General features: G+C 40.1%; 17 protein-coding genes. 1 reads left to right on the top strand and 16 read right to left on the bottom strand.

Features of this window, described 5'->3' with window-relative positions; translation table 11 throughout:
- Nucleotides 1–384 precede the first annotated feature (384 nt).
- Together L0668_RS13850 and L0668_RS13845 are read right to left on the bottom strand one after the other, a co-directional pair.
- Nucleotides 385–1,059 carry a nitroreductase family protein gene (locus L0668_RS13850; protein ID WP_235313300.1) on the bottom strand — a complete coding sequence of 225 codons (675 nt, stop codon included), beginning with the start codon at nucleotides 1,057–1,059 and terminating at the stop codon, nucleotides 385–387.
- Nucleotides 1,060–1,131: 72 nt separating this feature from the next.
- On the bottom strand, nucleotides 1,132–2,736 hold the full coding sequence (locus L0668_RS13845; protein ID WP_235313299.1) for an ABC-F family ATPase: 1,605 nt from the start codon (nucleotides 2,734–2,736) through the stop codon (nucleotides 1,132–1,134).
- A gap of 310 nt (nucleotides 2,737–3,046) precedes the next feature.
- Between L0668_RS13845 and L0668_RS13840 the strand changes: the two genes are divergently transcribed.
- Nucleotides 3,047–3,865, top strand: coding sequence for a substrate-binding periplasmic protein (locus L0668_RS13840; protein WP_235313298.1), 819 nt, complete (start codon nucleotides 3,047–3,049; stop codon nucleotides 3,863–3,865).
- A gap of 17 nt (nucleotides 3,866–3,882) precedes the next feature.
- On the opposite strand, the gene L0668_RS13835 is transcribed toward L0668_RS13840, so the two are convergent.
- From L0668_RS13835 to hslV, 14 genes are all read right to left on the bottom strand, one after another.
- A complete protein-coding gene (locus tag L0668_RS13835) occupies nucleotides 3,883–4,314 on the bottom strand; it encodes a 3TM-type holin (protein WP_235313297.1) in 432 nt (143 codons plus the stop codon).
- A 17-nt stretch (nucleotides 4,315–4,331) separates the two neighbouring features.
- The gene (locus tag L0668_RS13830) at nucleotides 4,332–5,708 is read right to left on the bottom strand and encodes an N-acetylmuramidase domain-containing protein (RefSeq protein ID WP_235313296.1); all 1,377 of its coding nucleotides are present in this window, start codon (nucleotides 5,706–5,708) and stop codon (nucleotides 4,332–4,334) included.
- Between the two features lie 492 nt (nucleotides 5,709–6,200).
- Nucleotides 6,201–7,910, bottom strand: a complete 1,710-nt coding sequence (locus tag L0668_RS13825) for a Na(+)/H(+) antiporter subunit D (RefSeq protein WP_235313295.1) — start codon at nucleotides 7,908–7,910, stop codon at nucleotides 6,201–6,203.
- A complete protein-coding gene (locus L0668_RS13820; RefSeq protein WP_235313294.1) occupies nucleotides 7,900–8,214 on the bottom strand; it encodes a hypothetical protein in 315 nt (104 codons plus the stop codon). Before L0668_RS13820 ends, L0668_RS13825 begins: the two co-directional genes overlap by 11 nt.
- Before the next feature lies 1 nt (nucleotide 8,215).
- On the bottom strand, nucleotides 8,216–9,682 hold the full coding sequence (locus L0668_RS13815; RefSeq protein ID WP_235313293.1) for a monovalent cation/H+ antiporter subunit D family protein: 1,467 nt from the start codon (nucleotides 9,680–9,682) through the stop codon (nucleotides 8,216–8,218).
- Complete coding sequence (locus L0668_RS13810; protein ID WP_235313292.1) at nucleotides 9,679–11,172, bottom strand: monovalent cation/H+ antiporter subunit D family protein; 1,494 nt, start codon at nucleotides 11,170–11,172, stop codon at nucleotides 9,679–9,681. Before L0668_RS13810 ends, L0668_RS13815 begins: the two co-directional genes overlap by 4 nt.
- 5 nt (nucleotides 11,173–11,177) lie before the next feature.
- Complete coding sequence (locus tag L0668_RS13805; RefSeq protein ID WP_235313291.1) at nucleotides 11,178–11,537, bottom strand: cation:proton antiporter subunit C; 360 nt, start codon at nucleotides 11,535–11,537, stop codon at nucleotides 11,178–11,180.
- Nucleotides 11,534–12,514 (bottom strand): DUF4040 domain-containing protein, encoded by a 981-nt coding sequence (locus L0668_RS13800; protein WP_235313290.1) that lies wholly within the window; start codon nucleotides 12,512–12,514, stop codon nucleotides 11,534–11,536. The genes L0668_RS13805 and L0668_RS13800 overlap by 4 nt, the downstream gene beginning before the upstream one ends.
- On the bottom strand, nucleotides 12,511–12,852 hold the full coding sequence (gene mnhG, locus L0668_RS13795) for a monovalent cation/H(+) antiporter subunit G (protein ID WP_235313289.1): 342 nt from the start codon (nucleotides 12,850–12,852) through the stop codon (nucleotides 12,511–12,513). Before mnhG ends, L0668_RS13800 begins: the two co-directional genes overlap by 4 nt.
- Nucleotides 12,845–13,120, bottom strand: a complete 276-nt coding sequence (locus L0668_RS13790; protein ID WP_370659901.1) for an MrpF/PhaF family protein — start codon at nucleotides 13,118–13,120, stop codon at nucleotides 12,845–12,847. The genes mnhG and L0668_RS13790 overlap by 8 nt, the downstream gene beginning before the upstream one ends.
- 2 nt (nucleotides 13,121–13,122) lie before the next feature.
- Nucleotides 13,123–13,644, bottom strand: a complete 522-nt coding sequence (locus tag L0668_RS13785; RefSeq protein WP_235313288.1) for a Na+/H+ antiporter subunit E — start codon at nucleotides 13,642–13,644, stop codon at nucleotides 13,123–13,125.
- The gene (locus L0668_RS13780) at nucleotides 13,644–14,051 is read right to left on the bottom strand and encodes a Rap1a/Tai family immunity protein (protein WP_235313287.1); all 408 of its coding nucleotides are present in this window, start codon (nucleotides 14,049–14,051) and stop codon (nucleotides 13,644–13,646) included. The genes L0668_RS13785 and L0668_RS13780 overlap by 1 nt, the downstream gene beginning before the upstream one ends.
- 313 nt (nucleotides 14,052–14,364) lie before the next feature.
- On the bottom strand, nucleotides 14,365–15,696 hold the full coding sequence (gene hslU / locus L0668_RS13775) for an ATP-dependent protease ATPase subunit HslU (protein WP_235313286.1): 1,332 nt from the start codon (nucleotides 15,694–15,696) through the stop codon (nucleotides 14,365–14,367).
- A gap of 78 nt (nucleotides 15,697–15,774) precedes the next feature.
- Entirely contained in the window at nucleotides 15,775–16,299 is a 525-nt protein-coding gene (hslV, locus tag L0668_RS13770; protein ID WP_235313285.1) for an ATP-dependent protease subunit HslV, read from the bottom strand.
- Nucleotides 16,300–16,396: the final 97 nt, after the last annotated feature.

Raw genomic sequence — 16,396 nt, 5'->3', positions numbered from 1 at the left:
AGGTTCTAGATGGTAGCACTATTAATCATTGTAGGATTGATACAGGACGAAGTGAAAAAATAGAGTTATTAGTGTGATATTAGGTGTTTTTATTAAAAATAGTTAATTAACCCAGGTTATGGATAATTGTGCCAACTCCTGAATATGTTCAGAAGAGTGCCACATCTGTAACGTCAATAGGTAATTTTCAATCTTAAAATAATGTGAAGTTTTATCTAAAAGGCAATAGTTATTCGAATGGTTTTGAAACTGTTTAAAGTGGACTTGATGGAATTCTTCAAAAATTTGGTATCGCTATTCTCCCGATTATTGATGAAGAGTTAGTTTCTATATGATTGTTTTTAATAAAATAATATACATTTTTGGGTCATGTAAATACATTTTTTAAAGGAAGCTCGCTATTTCAGCCAAAGGCTTTTTATTTAAGGCATGTTTTGGCACGTTTGCGTTTTCTGCCGGATATCCTGCAATCAATAACATGTAAGGCCTCTCGTTATCTGGGCGCTTGCAAATTTTGGATAAAAAGCTCATAGGTTTGGGGGTATGAGTCAAGGTGACTAAACCAGAATGATGCAAGGCATTAATTAAAAAGCCTGTAGCTATGCCAACAGACTCATGTACGTAATAATTCTGTTGTTTGTTGCCATTTTCTTGTTCTGAATGTTTTTTACTGAAAATAGCGATTAACCAAGGGGCATGTTCTAAGTATGGCTTATTTGCGTCAGTGCCCAGTGGTTTGAGTGCTTGCAACCATTCTTTGCCAGCACGACCTTGATAAAATCCTTGTTCATGAGCCTCTGCTTGTTGGCGCACTTGGGCTTTAATTTCTGGGGAATGGATCGCAGTAAAATGCCAAGGCTGGTGATTTGCACCATTGGGCGCTGTGCCCGCAGCTTTAATACAGTTTTCTATTATTTCTCTGGCTACCGATTTATCGCTAAATTGGCGAATACTATGGCGACGTTTTATGCCAGCATAAAATTGTTCAGAGCGTTGCAGCATTTCCGCTGGTGGATATTCAATAAAATCAGTGAGAGGCAAACAGTTCTGATCATGCATGGCGTGTCTCTTGTTACTTTTAGTTACTGTATTTTATTGGCCGCATGAAAGCGAAATATATTGGCTGTATTATTAAGCTACGGCCAGTGCTTCAGCTCGACTTGCTAAGTATTCATTATAGGTTCCGGAAAAATTAATCATTTCTTGGTCACGGATTTCTATGACACGAGTAGCGAGTGAAGACACAAACTGCCTATCATGGCTTACAAATATTAATGTACCGTCAAATTTTTTCAAGGCATTGTTTAATGCTTCTATTGCTTCCATATCCATATGGTTAGTAGGTTCATCCATAATCAGTACGTTAATATCCGACATCATTAATTTACCAAATAACAAGCGGTTTTTTTCTCCACCTGAACATACCTTGACCTTTTTATTAAAGTCATCTGCACTAAATAATAAACTACCTAATAAAGCACGTACGGCTAAATCGTCGTGTTTTGGAGTACGCCATTGCGACATCCAGTCAAACAAGCTGAGATCATTATCAAAGTCTTTTGAACTATCTTGTGGGCAATAACCAATACTGGCATTTTCAGACCATTTTACTACACCCTGTTTTGCTTGTAGTTCATTCATTAGGCAACGTAAAAAGGTGGTTTTACCCACACCATTTTCACCGATCACAGCCAGTCTTGCTCCGGCTTCTAAAATAAGCTCGCCGTTTTTGAATAAAAAGTTATCTTCAAAACCATGGCCGAGTTGTTCAAGGATTAACGCTTGGCGATGTAACTTCTTATGCTGTTTTAATGCAATTCTAGGTGTACGTCGGCTAGATGATTTAACCTCATCTAAGGTGATTTTTTCTAACCTTCTAGCACGCGAAGAGGCTTGTTTGGCTTTAGAGGCATTTGCCGAAAAGCGATCCACAAAGGCTTGTAATTCATCCATTTCAGCACTTTTCTTCGCATTTTCGGTTAATAGTTGTTCTTGAATGAGCGAGGAGGCTGCTTGGTATGCTTCGTAGTTACCTGGATAAATGCGTAATTCACCATAATCGATATCAGCCATATGAGTACACACAGAGTTAAGAAAATGGCGATCGTGAGAAATAATGATCATGGTGCATTTACGTTGATTCAACACTTCTGCTAACCAATTGATGGTGTAAATATCAAGGTTGTTGGTTGGTTCATCAAGCAACAATATATCTGGATTAGCGTACAAGGCTTGAGCTAATAAAACCCGTAATTTACGACCTGGTGCAACTTGCGACATTAAGCCGTAGTGGTACTCTGCAGCTATGCCTGCTTCCAATAAGAGTTCCTCGGCTCTTGCTTCAGCGGTATACCCGTCCATTTCCGCAAACTGCGTTTCTAGCTCAGCTACATGCATGCCGTCTTCTTCGCTCATTTCAGCTTTGGAGTAAATAAAGTCTCTTTCTTGTTTGATTTTCCACAAGTTAACATCACCCATGATCACGGTGTCCACTACTGTGTACTCTTCAAAGGCAAACTGGTCTTGGCTAAGGGTGCCCAGTTTCTCGCCTGGAGTAATAGAAATATTGCCCGAAGTTGGGGTTAAATCTCCACTTAAAATTTTCATAAAAGTTGATTTACCGCAGCCATTTGCGCCAATTAAACCATAACGATTGCCATTACCAAATTTGGCAGAAATATTTTCAAATAAAGGTTCGGCACCAAACTGCATGGTGATGTTAGCGGTAGAAATCAAAGTGGGTATTCCAGAAATAAAAAATTAGTCGAAGTGTTTGGTCTTGCCGATTTAATAGGATGCCAAACAAAGGCCGCGCATCATACGGAAATGCAGCCCTAAAGTCGAGTATAGCTGCTGAATATTTATACTAATCAGTTCGATTCTGGGCTTTTAATAGTTAGCATAATCTAGTTTTATCCTTTCATTTCAGCTGGTTAATTATTTCGTATGGGGCTAGTGTTTAATGAGTTGTAGAATTTTGCTAACTATTGCTAAAATGCACTGGGCTGTAGTTTATGTTGCTATAAAAAGGATTCAATAGAGCCAAATGAAATTGTTGCCTCGAAGTACTAAGTCTCAAGGTGTTATATCTCAAGGTAGTAGATTTATTTTAAAACCAACACTTTATGTGTTGGGGTTATTGATTGTTTTAAGTTTAGGTTTTACTGCAAAAGCAGACATAATTAGTGTGGCCGCTGGTTGGGCTAGGCCTCCTTATATTAATCCCGTTGACCATACCGGTTTTGAGTTAGACATCATTAGGCAAATCTTAGCCAAACTGGGGCATAAGACTAAAGTCGTTTATGTGCCGCACCAAACCACAATCCAATTATTAAATGCCCAGCAAGTTGATATTGCATTAACATTAAATGAAGGTATAGGTGTGCCTACAGATAGCTTAAGTGATGTATATATTGAATATCAAAACGTGGTCATTAGTTTAAAACAGCGCAACTATAAAATTAATAATATTGCTGATCTATCTAGCTTACGAGTAGTTGGTTTTCAAAGTGCTAAGGATGTATTGGGAGATAAATATTCGGCTTTGGCTAAAGGTAACAGTATGTATTTTGAAATGGCCGACCAGAAAAAACAAGTTGAGTTGTTATTGCAAGGAGGCGTAGATGCAATTGTTATCGACCTGAATGTGTTCGATTTTTTGAGCAAAGAACTAACAGGAGATAGTCAGTTTGAGCAGGTTCGAGTTCACCCGTTTTTTGCTATTAACTCTTATCGTGCTGGATTTAAAAATAAGGACTTAAAAAAAGCTTTTGATCGTCAGTTGAAAGTTTATCTGCAGTCAGAACAATATAAAAAGCTAAAGGCGCATCACCATATAAAATTGATTGCGCCTGTTTTACCTTAGCCCCTAAAAACAATCAGTTAGCCTTTGGCAATGCCGTTGTTTTTGTTTTCTGCGGGTCTAGCTTGTAAATATTGTTGAGTGATTTTTTCTGCAGAACGACCTGCTACGTAGCCCCCCAAGCCAATTTTTAATAAGGTCCAAGCATCTTCTGATAATCTAAACGCTAACACCCCAAAGCTGTCTAATACTACTAATACTAAAAAAGTTAACATAGTGATGGGTCGCCAGTTTCTTTGGATCCATGATTGTCCAGTGGCTTCTGCCGTAATGATGGCTGTTTTGCTTTTTAATAGTTGGCTTTCGTAATCCATTACTTTTGCTAGTAATTCATTTTCGACCGCTTTTATTTGTGCTTGAAGTTGTAATTTTTCTTCGTCGCTGGTGTGAATTTCATCAATAAGTTTGACTGCTGGTTCGAAAATATTGCTGATAAAAGAAAATACGTTCATGTTTTTTTCCTCGAAAGTTAGTCTGTTAAGTTGGGCATTACTTTTTTAAATGCTGCGTAATGTTTTTGTATCTTGTCTCCATAAATTTTTTTTTGTCCATTGCCGTTATACATACCAGCAAACGACTCAAAGTCTAAGTCTTGTAAATATTGCAACATCCTAGGTGAAAAAAAGTCGAATAATCCGTTAATTTGTCCTTGAATGCTGTGCGAAAAGGCGTCAAACATTTCAACTATGGATTGGTAACCAATACGCTCAAAATGGAAACCCATAATTTGTGGCGCTCCCATGCTAATTGATAACATAGCCGCATCTTCATTTAACTGGCGAGCGAATTGAAAAACTTGCCATTCACTATTTTGATTGCCATGAAAGGATTGCCACTCAGAATCGTTATCGTTTCTCCATTTGTGCCCTTGCCATACTTTTTGATTACTGTATTGAAAATGCTGCCTAAATTGTTGTGGATTATGTTTACCCCAAAATTTCCAAAACTTGTGATTTTCAAAACGAATGATCATTTTGTCGCCGTTGTTTTGCTCGAAACCTTTCCCTGAGCTTTCCACGCACAGTACTGCCAATGCGCAAGAAACATCTAAATGTTTTTTGTGACATAAATTTTGTAATAATGCGCCCCATCTATTCCACGTAGCAGCGACGTTTCTTTGTTCACTTGTGCCAGTAACGGATAAAAGACTAGTAGGTGTTAATCTAGATAATTGTTGGCCATGTTCTTCGATTGGAATTGGCGGTTCGTCTTGGCTGTCAGCTAAAGTAATAGGCTCAAATTCTGTTAAGTTATTTTGACTCAAATCTATCTGAGTTAAATACTTATTGGCGACATATGCACGATTACCATTGAAGCGAATTTGACTCCAACCTTGTTGGGCTCCTTCAACCCAAACTTTAGAATCAATAGATAACTGACCAAACAAGTTGGCATGCGACTCTGGCGCAGAACGCACATTGAGCAAATTGGTGTTCACTCTGGCGTAATAGCCTTTTGATACATAAACTAAATCCACATATTGAGATGCAACATATGCAGTTGAACCGTTGAACTCGATTTCCAACCAATTATCCAGAATTGCTAGTGTCTTAATAGAAGCGCCTAAATGTAAAGTAGCTAGATATTTAGAACTCGCAGTAGGGGATTGTCTAACATTCAGTCTTGCAGTGTTAACCGTGCCGGTTAAGCGTGATAGATCATTGAGCGGTTGTATATATTGGGCTGCAACAAAGCCAAAAGTATCTTTATAATTGATTTGTATCCAGTTTTTATGAGGCCCATTACCTTTTAGCACCATTCCATGGCTAACTTGACCAAGAATTGAACTGCTAGCGGCAGGCATACTCCTCACGTTTAGTATCGAAGCTGAAACTGCGCCTAGCATGGGATAGCATTCCTAATCTGCTCAAAAAGTTGCCATCTAAACATGACATAAATCCTTTTATTATGGGGTTGATAATAAATATAGAATGCTAGACCAGCATATTCAACCTAATGCTACTTTTGTAGATTTAAATTTTATTGTGCAGTTAGGGACTGGTTTTGTATCGCATGTAACTGCATCTTGAGTCCAAAAATTACGCCAAAATGCAAGCTAGAACCATGGAAATTAAATTGGCTCTAGACAGATGGTTGCGAGTGATAAAGTTCACTTTAAGAATCAACTAGCATATTCATTTAGTGTGAGCTGAATCACAGCTTGTTGAGCAATAAGTGAATTGCTGGCCGTAGATGTTTTTAGTGAGGTTGTTGAAAACAAAAATCCAATTTACTATCTTGAGCCTATTTCACCGTTTGCCAATATTGGTAACACCTAAACTCTTCAGTAACTCATAAAGGGCAGATTTTTAAGCCCTTTATGAGATGGACGATTTGCTTATAGGTAGTAAAGCAAAACATATGCAGATAACAACCCGGCTATCCATAAAGCAGTGGTGCCTACAGTCCATGAACGGGCAAATATACTGCGCTCTTTACTATCTGCAGTATGTGGTTGGCCTAAGTAGCGAACCGCCATAGCTTGTAAGAGGTTTTGTATGCGTTTTTTCTGTATTGATAACATTGCCGATATTGTGCCCAAAGCTCTCTCGACTATTTGAAGTAAGGAATATGCGGCGCGCCTCCATAACCAGTCAGTATCGAGGCTTATGGTCATAGTTCGTTTCATCATTGGTAAAAGTACAAAAAATGCCAATCCTGAAAATAACAGTAACTGTAAATAGAATAGTACTTTCCCAATTGAGTAAGGTTGGTAATTAACAGGGTAAGGTAACAAACCATAAAGTAGTTCGGGAAAAACGCCCAATAAAATACAAATACTGGCGAAAATGATCATTGCCACACTCATGTTCCATGGTGCATCCTTTGGTCTTAAGCCTGAGTCTTTTTGGAAAAATACAAACCAAGGAAATTTGATTCCAGCATGTAAAAATACACCTGCTGACGCTGCGGTTAGCCCCATATATACCCACATGAGATTCATATCAACAGCTGCTTGAGAGATCATACTTTTTGTGGTGAAGCCTGAAGTAAGCGGAAAACTAGAAATAGCCAGGGCACCAATAATGCCGCAGACACAAGTGATGGGCATAGTTCTAAAAAGACCGCCCAATTCAATACATTTATTTTTACCTGTTCGATAGATAACCACACCTGCGCTCATGAATAAAAGTGCCTTATAGACAATATGAGCAAAGGCATGAGCTGCAGCCCCATTGAGTGCCATCTCGGTACCAATGCCTACAGCTACTACCATGAAACCTACTTGGTTAACGATAGAGTAAGCCAAAATTCGACGTACATCGTTTTCGAGTAGCGCATAAATAATTCCATACATTACCATGAAAAGGCCTAGACCTATCAGTACCGACTCTCCGGGGAATAACAGTATTAGAGCTAATACAGCAGTTTTGGTCGTAAATGCTGACAAGAAAACCGAGCCTGTTGGACTAGACTCGGGGTATGCATCTGACAGCCATGACGACACAAACGGTGCAGCAGCATTAATTAGAATGCCTATCAGAATCATCCAAGTTGCGAAATCAGTCGCCAACATAGGCTGAATTTGAATTGAACCAGTACCTACCACCACGCCTTCGATGCCTACTTTAAGTATCACTCCTCCGAGCAAATGCATAATGGCGTATCGAATTCCAGCAGCCCGTGCGGCAGGCGTTCCACCACACCAAACAACTATAGTGGAAAAAATTGCCATTAACTCCCAATATAAAAACATGGTAATTAAATCACCAGCAAAACAAACGCCAATAGCGCCAGCTGCATAGGCAAAAGCTGCAGCTAGTTCATACCATTTTGCGATACGAAAAGCATATAGGCCGCCAACAAACACCATAATGGCAAATACAGTGGCAAACAGCCTTCTTAGTGGGCTACCCTCAACGGGCTCAATATAATATGAGAGAAACTTAACAGTTGTTTGAACTCCATCAGGAACCTGCCAGATGGCCCATAAGGTCATTAGTGGGGCAAGTAGTATAACAGCCGTTCGAGCATGACCTTTGACTAAGCCTATAAGAACTGAAGCAATTAGTAATATGAGTGCGGGAGAAAGCATTTCAAACTCCATTATTGCTCTCCTTTACTGATGTTTGCTCAGAGTTAACAGTTGGTTCGTGCTGATTTTCATTGTAATAATTTTCGGGCCGTTTCAGCACTAAACCCAATAATTTAGCGATTAAAACCATTATCAAACAACTCGTGAATCCGTACACTGCACCAAACCCAAACCAAGCATCAAAGCCGAAGTAGCCTTTTACATATATAACAGTTTGAGCCAATACGGTTAAGGCTAAAACAATACTAAAACCGATCCATAATTTACGAATAGTTGAAGGTCGCACTAGCCAATGTAGTTGTTTTTCATCATTCATATTAACCGAGCCCCTTCACAACTTGGCTTTCCAATTCAATTACTGGACCATTAAACAAAAAGAATCCTAGCGTTAGTAAGGCGGTTAAACATAATGCTAAAACAGCTAACACCGGAGCTTCACCGTGCTCCTTTCCACCTTCTTTTTCTTGTTCAAACCAAACCATATATAAAATAGGTAAAAAGTAGGCTGCGTTTAATACCGTACTACCAATTATAGTGAATACAGCTATTAGGTTATTGGCTTCAAATGCTCCGGCTAGAATGTACCATTTAGATACGAATCCAGCGGTTGGTGGAACCCCAATCATGCTGAGTGCACCAATAGTAAATGCCGCCATAGTCCAAGGCATACGCTTACCAATACCGCGCAATTGAGCTATTTCAGTTTTCTTTGATGCGACGTAGATTGCACCTGCTGCAAAAAATAAGGTTATTTTACCAAAGGCATGAGCCACCATGTGTATGGCAGCTCCTACTTCGGCTAATGGTTTTAAAATTGCCGCTGCCATAACGACATAAGAAAGTTGAGCAATGGTTGAGTAGGCTAATAAACGCTTAATATTAGTTTGACGCATTGCCACTAAACTGGCTGTAATTATGGTGAATGCGGCTGCATATAATAGCCATTGCGAACTGGGTGCGGCAAATAGAAAGTCAATGCCAAATATATATACAATAATTTTGGTGATCGCGAATACACCGGCTTTTACTACTGCAACAGCGTGTAATAATGCACTCACAGGGGTGGGTGCTACCATTGCGGCTGGCAGCCACTTGTGCATGGGCATTACAGCCGCTTTACCGATACCAAATACAAATAGGCCAAGCAATAATCCTATTTCTGGATCATTCAATTTTCCTGCGAGGATCCCACCAGCTGTGAAGTCACCTGTTCCAGCTGCCATATAGGTCCATATTATAGCTGGTAGAAATAGCCCAATAGATGTACTTAATAAAACACCTAAATATATTCTGGCAGAACGAACCGTTGCAGCATCACCTTTGTGAGCGACTAAAGGATAGGTAGATAGGGTTAATAGTTCGTAGAATAAAAATAAGGTAAATAAGTTACCAGCAAAAGCGATACCCATAGTCGCTGATAGAGCAAGGGCAAAACAAGCGAAAAATCGAGTTTGATTTTTTTCATTATTTCCGCGCATATAGCCAACGGAATATATCGAATTAATCAACCAAAGCCCTGATGCTAATGCTGCGAATAACATGCCGAGCGGTTCAACTTTAAACGCTATACTCAAACCTGGCAACACTTCGCTAACCTCTACGGAGGGACGTCCGCCTTCCATTAAAGTCGGTAACAATCCCCACACCACCCAGATCAAACTGATCGCTGTAATTGCGGTTGCCGCTTCACGAAGATTAGGACTAATTCGACCCGCAAGAGCAATTGCCAACGCGCCAGCTAAAGGTAAAACTATAGCGGCTAATATAGCCGTTTCTGGTATCATTTAGCGCCCTCCATTAGCAAAGCCGCTGCACTATTTGCTAGCTCTAATGGAACCTGTGGAAATATACCAAAGTATATGTTCAATATCGCTACAAGCCCCGTAATTAAAAGTAACTGGAGTGGCGCTTCTGATGATGTAAGAACGTCGTCTTCGACTGGATCGTTAAAATATAAGGCTTCAACAATACGCCAAATATAAACTACAGCCATCAAGGAGCTGATTAGAATAATCGCGACTAAACCCCAGCCCCAAGGTCCACTTTGTAGTGCAGCGTTAATAAGCAGCCACTTACTAATAAACCCAGCGGTACCCGGTACTCCAATTAAACTTAAACCACAGACTACAAAAGCGGCGCAAGTCCATGGCATACGTGTTGAAGCCCCACCTAATTGGTCAAGACGTAGATCTTTATATTGGTAAGCTAGGCAGGCTACAGCTAAGAATAACCCTCCTTTTGCTAACGCATGGTTGAATAAGTGTGTTGCGCTAGCACTGAGGCCTATAACACTAACTAAGCTGGCTCCTAATAATATATAGCCAATTTGTGCTACAGAGGATGAGGCTAATAGTCGTTTGAGATGTCCTTCGAACATGGCTACAGCTGAAGCAACTAATATTCCAAGGATCGCCAATGGCATGGCAAACATGGCAAATTGCATATCGTGATCGACAAGTTTGGATTGAAAAACCATGTAATCAAACCGTATCAATACATATAAGGAAACTTTAGTGGCACAAGCAGCAAGAAATACTGTCACCATGTGCGGAGCATGGGTATAAGCGTTGGGGACCCATACATGCAGCGGGAACACCGCTGCTTTAAGTGCCAAGCCAATGGTAATAAAACCAGCTGCAACTAATACTGGGTTTATCTCGACCACATCACCTATCCTAGCTTCCATATCAGCAAGATTAAGTGTGCCAGTCATCATGTAAATTAGGCCTACGCCAATCAGATAGAATGTAGCACCGATCGTTCCCATAATTAGATATTTGAAAACAGCTGGCAGTGCTCTCCTATCGGGCCCCCCAGCAATTAATATGTAACTGGCTAAAGATGAAATTTCCATAAATACAAATATATTGAATGCATCGGCCGCTACTACAATGCCCACTAGACCAGATAGTACAAGTAGCCAAGCTGAGTAAAAAAGAGGTTGACGCCCTAGTTCTATTTGCTTATCGATACTTGGTTTAGCTGCGAGTAATGCTGCAGTGCTTGCACCTGTTACTACAAGTAACATTAATGCACTAAATGCATCTACAGACAGCGCAATACCATATGGTGCGGGCCAGCCACCCATAGCATATTCAATTGTTTGTCCATCTAAAACAGCTAGAGTTAAAGAGACTGCAATAGCAAAACTGAGTAATGCTACCGCTGTAGCGCCAGCCCAAGCTAATCCTCGTGGTTGTAATAATACAATCAGTGGCGCCGATAACATCGGCACAATGACTTGAAGTGCAGGAAGATGTGCTAATAAATCCATAGTAATTAGTCAGCGCCCAATATTTCGTTTTCTTCAATGGTGCCGTAACTTTCTTTAATGCGCACCACCATGGCTAGGCCTAATGCAAGAGTCGAGACCCCAACCACTATGGCTGTTAAAATTAGTACTTGTGGCAGGGGATTTGAAAATACTTGGTCTTTCATACCCGCTTGAATAATCGGAGCTGTTCCACCTTCAACCTTGTCCATAGTTATATACATGAGAAATACTGCTGACTGAAATATTGATAAACCGATAAGTTTTTTGATCAAATTACTTTTGCTTATTACAGCGTATAACCCAACGGTTAATATGATAGCAAATACCCAATAATTGAAATATCCAAGGAGTTCTAATAGTTTCATAATGTACTCTCACGGGCAGCGAATGCATGGAAAATAGATAAGAGGGCTCCACAAACTGCCATGCCAACCCCAGCCTCGATGATCAAAATTCCTAATTGTTGTCCAAATACGGTGTCGGAAGAAAGTACTGAATAATCTAAAAAGTTTCCACCCAATATCATACAAATAACTCCAACACATCCAAACAAAAGGGCACCGCCGATTACCATCCCAAGTAATACATTACGAGGAACCGCTTTTAATGCTTTTGCTTCCCCTTCGAGCAGAGCGTAAAGTATCACTCCGGTCGCAATAATCGCTCCTGCTTGAAATCCTCCCCCTGGTCCGTATTCACCATGAAATTGCGTATACAGACCAAACAGCACGATAAATGGGATCAGCAGTCGTCCCACAACTTGAGGAATTAGGTGATGTTTTAAACCACTGGTGTTTTCAGTTACAGAAATAGACTTACGCGGTGGGCTGACGCCTAAGATAAATAACACGCCAATACATGCCGCAAACACCACGAAGACCTCGCCCAAGGTGTCGTAACCACGAAAGCTACTAAGCACTGCAGTCACCACATTAGGGAAATCCATGTATTCAGGGGTTTTTTCTAAATACCAAGGTGCTACATGTAGGTGAACAGGAGCATCTGGATCTCCTAATCTAGGTGTGTCAAAAGTGGCGTAGATAATCAGTAGCGTCAAGATACCTACTGTAACTTGGGCCACCCAACGCTTTTTCTTTCTAGGTTTTTCTTTGTATCCGGTCAAACCTAAAGCACATAGAAAAATCACTGTTGTCACACCTGCACCTACCGCTGCCTCAGTTAGAGCAACATCGGCTGCATCTAGAATGAAAAAATTTGCCGCCATCAATAAGCTAAATATAGAGGTTAACATTACCGCCACGAACAGATCTTTTGTGCGCACAATCGCTATGGCAGTAATTACGAGAAGGGTCAGCAGAAAAACAGCAAAAATAAATATCATTTGGACTTCTCCTGTTCTACTTCATCGCTAGCTTTTCGGGCTTCTGGTATGAGACCAGACAATAGTGCTGCATTAGCCAGGGCGTAGGTAGCGGTAGGGCCAGTCAGCAGCAAAAATAACATAATTGCAAATAACTTTAAGGTTGCTAAGGTCAAACCAGCTTGCAGCATCATACCCGTAAAAATTAAAATAGTGCCCATTGTATCAGTAAGGCTGGCTGCATGAATGCGAGTATAAAAATTGGGTAGGCGTAACCCCCCAATACCGCCAATAAGTACGCAAACCCCACCTAGTATAAGCAGGATCCAACTTAGAATATCAATCAGTAGATCAATCATCTTTGGCCTCGGGCTTTTTTCTGGAACGATCTTGGAAAAACTCTAAAACCGCAAGTATTCCTACCATATTGACTAAAGCATAAGCTAATGCCAAATCAAGAAAATCAGGTCGTCCATATAAGAAGGCAATGACAGATAGTAATAGTACGGTTTTTGTGCCGAACACATTAACCGCTAGCACTCGGTCATATACACTCGGGCCCATTAAGGCTCGGACTAATGCTAAAACCATAGTGATTAAAATAGCGATTGAAACAACAATATACACGCTTATTTTCGCTCCAAAGATGCGGTTCGTTTATTTACTTCACCTTTTTGTAATTCTTTTGCTCCTTCACTGGTTAAGCAATGAATTAGTAGCTGTTCTTCATGCACATCTAATGTAACAGTGCCAGGAGACAAAGTGATTGAATTGCCCAATATAACGTGGCCTACATCCGTTTTTGTTTTGGCGTCTAAAATTACAACAGTTGGGGTGATCGGTAACGAAGGGGATAGAATGATTTTAGCTACGTCTATGGTTGATATAACAATCTCTTTTAGTAGCCATAACCAATAACCAGGTAAGCGAGGTAACATACGCAATAAGGCCTTGTGATGGCGAAAAAAGCCCATACGGTATGCCAGATATGTGCTCAGAAAACACGAAAAAGCACCTAAACCCATCAATAATGGTTTATATAGTCCTGACCACAGCAGCCATGAACCAGCGAGTATAAAAAGCAAAAGCAAAATAGATGATATGTTTGCTTTACCTTGCTGAGATAATGGGGTGTTTCGAAGTAACTTCATTATCGGCAGGGATAATTTTTGATTAGCGAGTTATAGACAACTTCCATTGCTGGTTCTTCTTTTGTGTGAGCATTCAAATCTTTCACCACAAGATTAACGACTTCCCTTATAGGTAGAGGGTCGCCAAGACAAAATCCAGCTAATTTAGCGGCACGAGATAGATCAGAGCGACCTGGCATTCGAGTACGCATGGCCCGCTCTGAAAATGTTTCACTCTTAGAAATTGCATTTTCTGCATTTAGCATAACTCTGGCATCAGTAGCTATGGCACCATCAATAAAGCCTTGAATGTACCGAATACAATATTGTCCATCTATCCCTTCGGGTTCTGAACTAAGTAATTTACAATGGGATGTTAATTCTTTCGCGGTGAGTACTTCTACCGCATTTACAGTAAATACTGTCATAAATTGCAGGACCAATATGAGGCCAACAAATTTAGGAATAATCTTTGTTTTATGACGCAGGTTTGAATCTATTTCTTTTGAAAACATATCAGCCATCCAGTACTAAGATTATGAATATTATGAACTAATTAACCAAGTGTGCAAGTCCAATGCAATGGTATATTGATATGCAAAATTTAGGTGGCGAATAAAGCTCCTACTCCTACGTAACGAATATAGCTTTAGATCAATAAAGTTTTTATTTAATTTAAAGCAGAAATACTATTAACTATCACGTTAATAGTATTTCTTCGATTTAAAGTTAAGTCTCAGACTATAAAATAAAGCGACTAAGGTCTTCGTCTTCTACCAACATATCTAGGTGTGAATTAACATAATCTGCGTTGATTTCTAAGGTTTCCCCCGCTTTTTCAGACGCATCATATGAAATCTCTTCCATTAACTTTTCCATCACAGTGTGAAGACGTCTAGCACCAATATTTTCAGTTCGCTCATTTACCTGCCAAGCTGCATTCGCAATGCGTTCAATGCCTTCTTCGGTAAATTTAACCTCTACACCTTCAGTTTTAAGTAAAGCAACATATTGTTCTGTTAATGAAGCGTTTGGCTCAGTTAAAATTCGCACAAAGTCATGGGCTGTTAACGCTTCTAGCTCTACGCGAATAGGTAAACGGCCTTGTAACTCTGGGATGAGATCAGATGGTTTGCTCATTTGGAAAGCGCCAGATGCAACAAACAAGATATGATCGGTTTTTACCATGCCATGTTTTGTTGAAACCGTTGAACCTTCAACTAGCGGTAGTAAGTCACGTTGAACTCCTTCCCGGGAGACGTCACCACCACTGGTGTTGCCTTCACGTTTACAGATTTTGTCAATTTCATCTATAAACACAATACCGTTTTGCTCGAGTGATTCGATAGCGGTAGCTTTTAAATCTTCTTGGTTAACAAGTTTTGCAGCCTCTTCCTCGATCAATATTTTAAAGGCTTCTTTAACCTTGAGCTTTTTCTTTTTCTTCTCTTTGCCTGATAGATTTTGAAACATGCCTTGCAGCTGGTTGGTCATTTCTTCCATACCAGGAGGAGCCATGATTTCTACTCCTACTTGAGGAGCCGCTACATCAAGCTCTATTTCTTTGTCGTCTAGTGTACCTTCACGTAGTTTTTTACGAAATATTTGTCTAGTACCACTATCTTGGGCTTGTTCTTTTTCACCAAAAGCGTTTTCTGGTGGTGGTAATAAAGCATCTAAAATACGTTCTTCAGCTGCTTCTTCGGCTCTAAATTTCACCTTACTGGTGGCTTGTTCTTTGGTCATTTTGACCGCTATGTCAGCCAAATCTCGAATGATGGTTTCAACTTCTTTTCCCACATAACCGACTTCAGTAAATTTTGTGGCTTCGACTTTGATAAAAGGTGCATTGGCCAGTTTAGCTAAGCGGCGTGCAATTTCGGTTTTACCTACACCTGTTGGGCCAATCATTAAGATATTTTTTGGGGTGACTTCTTGACGCAATTCAGGTTCAAGTTGCATTCTACGCCAGCGATTTCGAAGGGCAATGGAGACAGCTCTTTTAGCATCTTGTTGACCAATTATATGGCTATCTAGTTCGTGAACAATTTCTCTTGGGGTCATTTCTGACATATTAAAACCTTTTGTGTAGATAGCTAAATCAATTAAATGTGCAGTTGATTTGGCTTAGTAATTGTTTGTAGACGAATGTTAGTAATCAATTGTCTCGATAGTTTGGCTGTGATTAGTAAATACACAAATATCACCAGCAATTGTGAGGCTTTTTTCAGCAATTTCTTTGGCTGTTAATTCAGTGTTATCTAATAATGCCATGGCTGCCGATTGAGCAAAATTGCCCCCTGAGCCAATTGCAATTAAATCATTTTCTGGCTGCACCACGTCGCCGTTTCCAGTAATGATAAATGATGCGGTTTCGTCAGCTACAGCTAATAATGCCTCTAATTTTCTGAGCATACGATCGGTACGCCAGTCTTTAGCCATCTCTACAGCTGCGCGAGTCAAATTACCTTGATGTATTTCTAGTTTGGATTCAAACCGTTCAAATAAGGTAAACGCATCGGCTGTGCCACCGGCAAAACCCGCTAGTACTTTATTGTTGTACAAACGGCGTACTTTTTTGGCGTTACCTTTCATTACGGTATTACCTAGCGAAACTTGGCCGTCTCCAGCGATAACAACCTGATTATTACGACGCACAGATACAATAGTAGTCACTTAAATTCCTTAAAAATAATAGGCAGATAAACTGCCGACTTAGCGCCTTCAATCCAGTCAATTGTCTGGACTAGCGTGGTATGAGCTAGATCTGGGG

The sequence above is a fragment of the Paraglaciecola algarum genome (assembly GCF_021532655.1).
Taxonomy (GTDB): domain Bacteria; phylum Pseudomonadota; class Gammaproteobacteria; order Enterobacterales; family Alteromonadaceae; genus Paraglaciecola; species Paraglaciecola algarum.
Note: the sequence above shows the minus strand (reverse complement) of the source record. Positions and strands in the feature narration are given on the sequence as shown.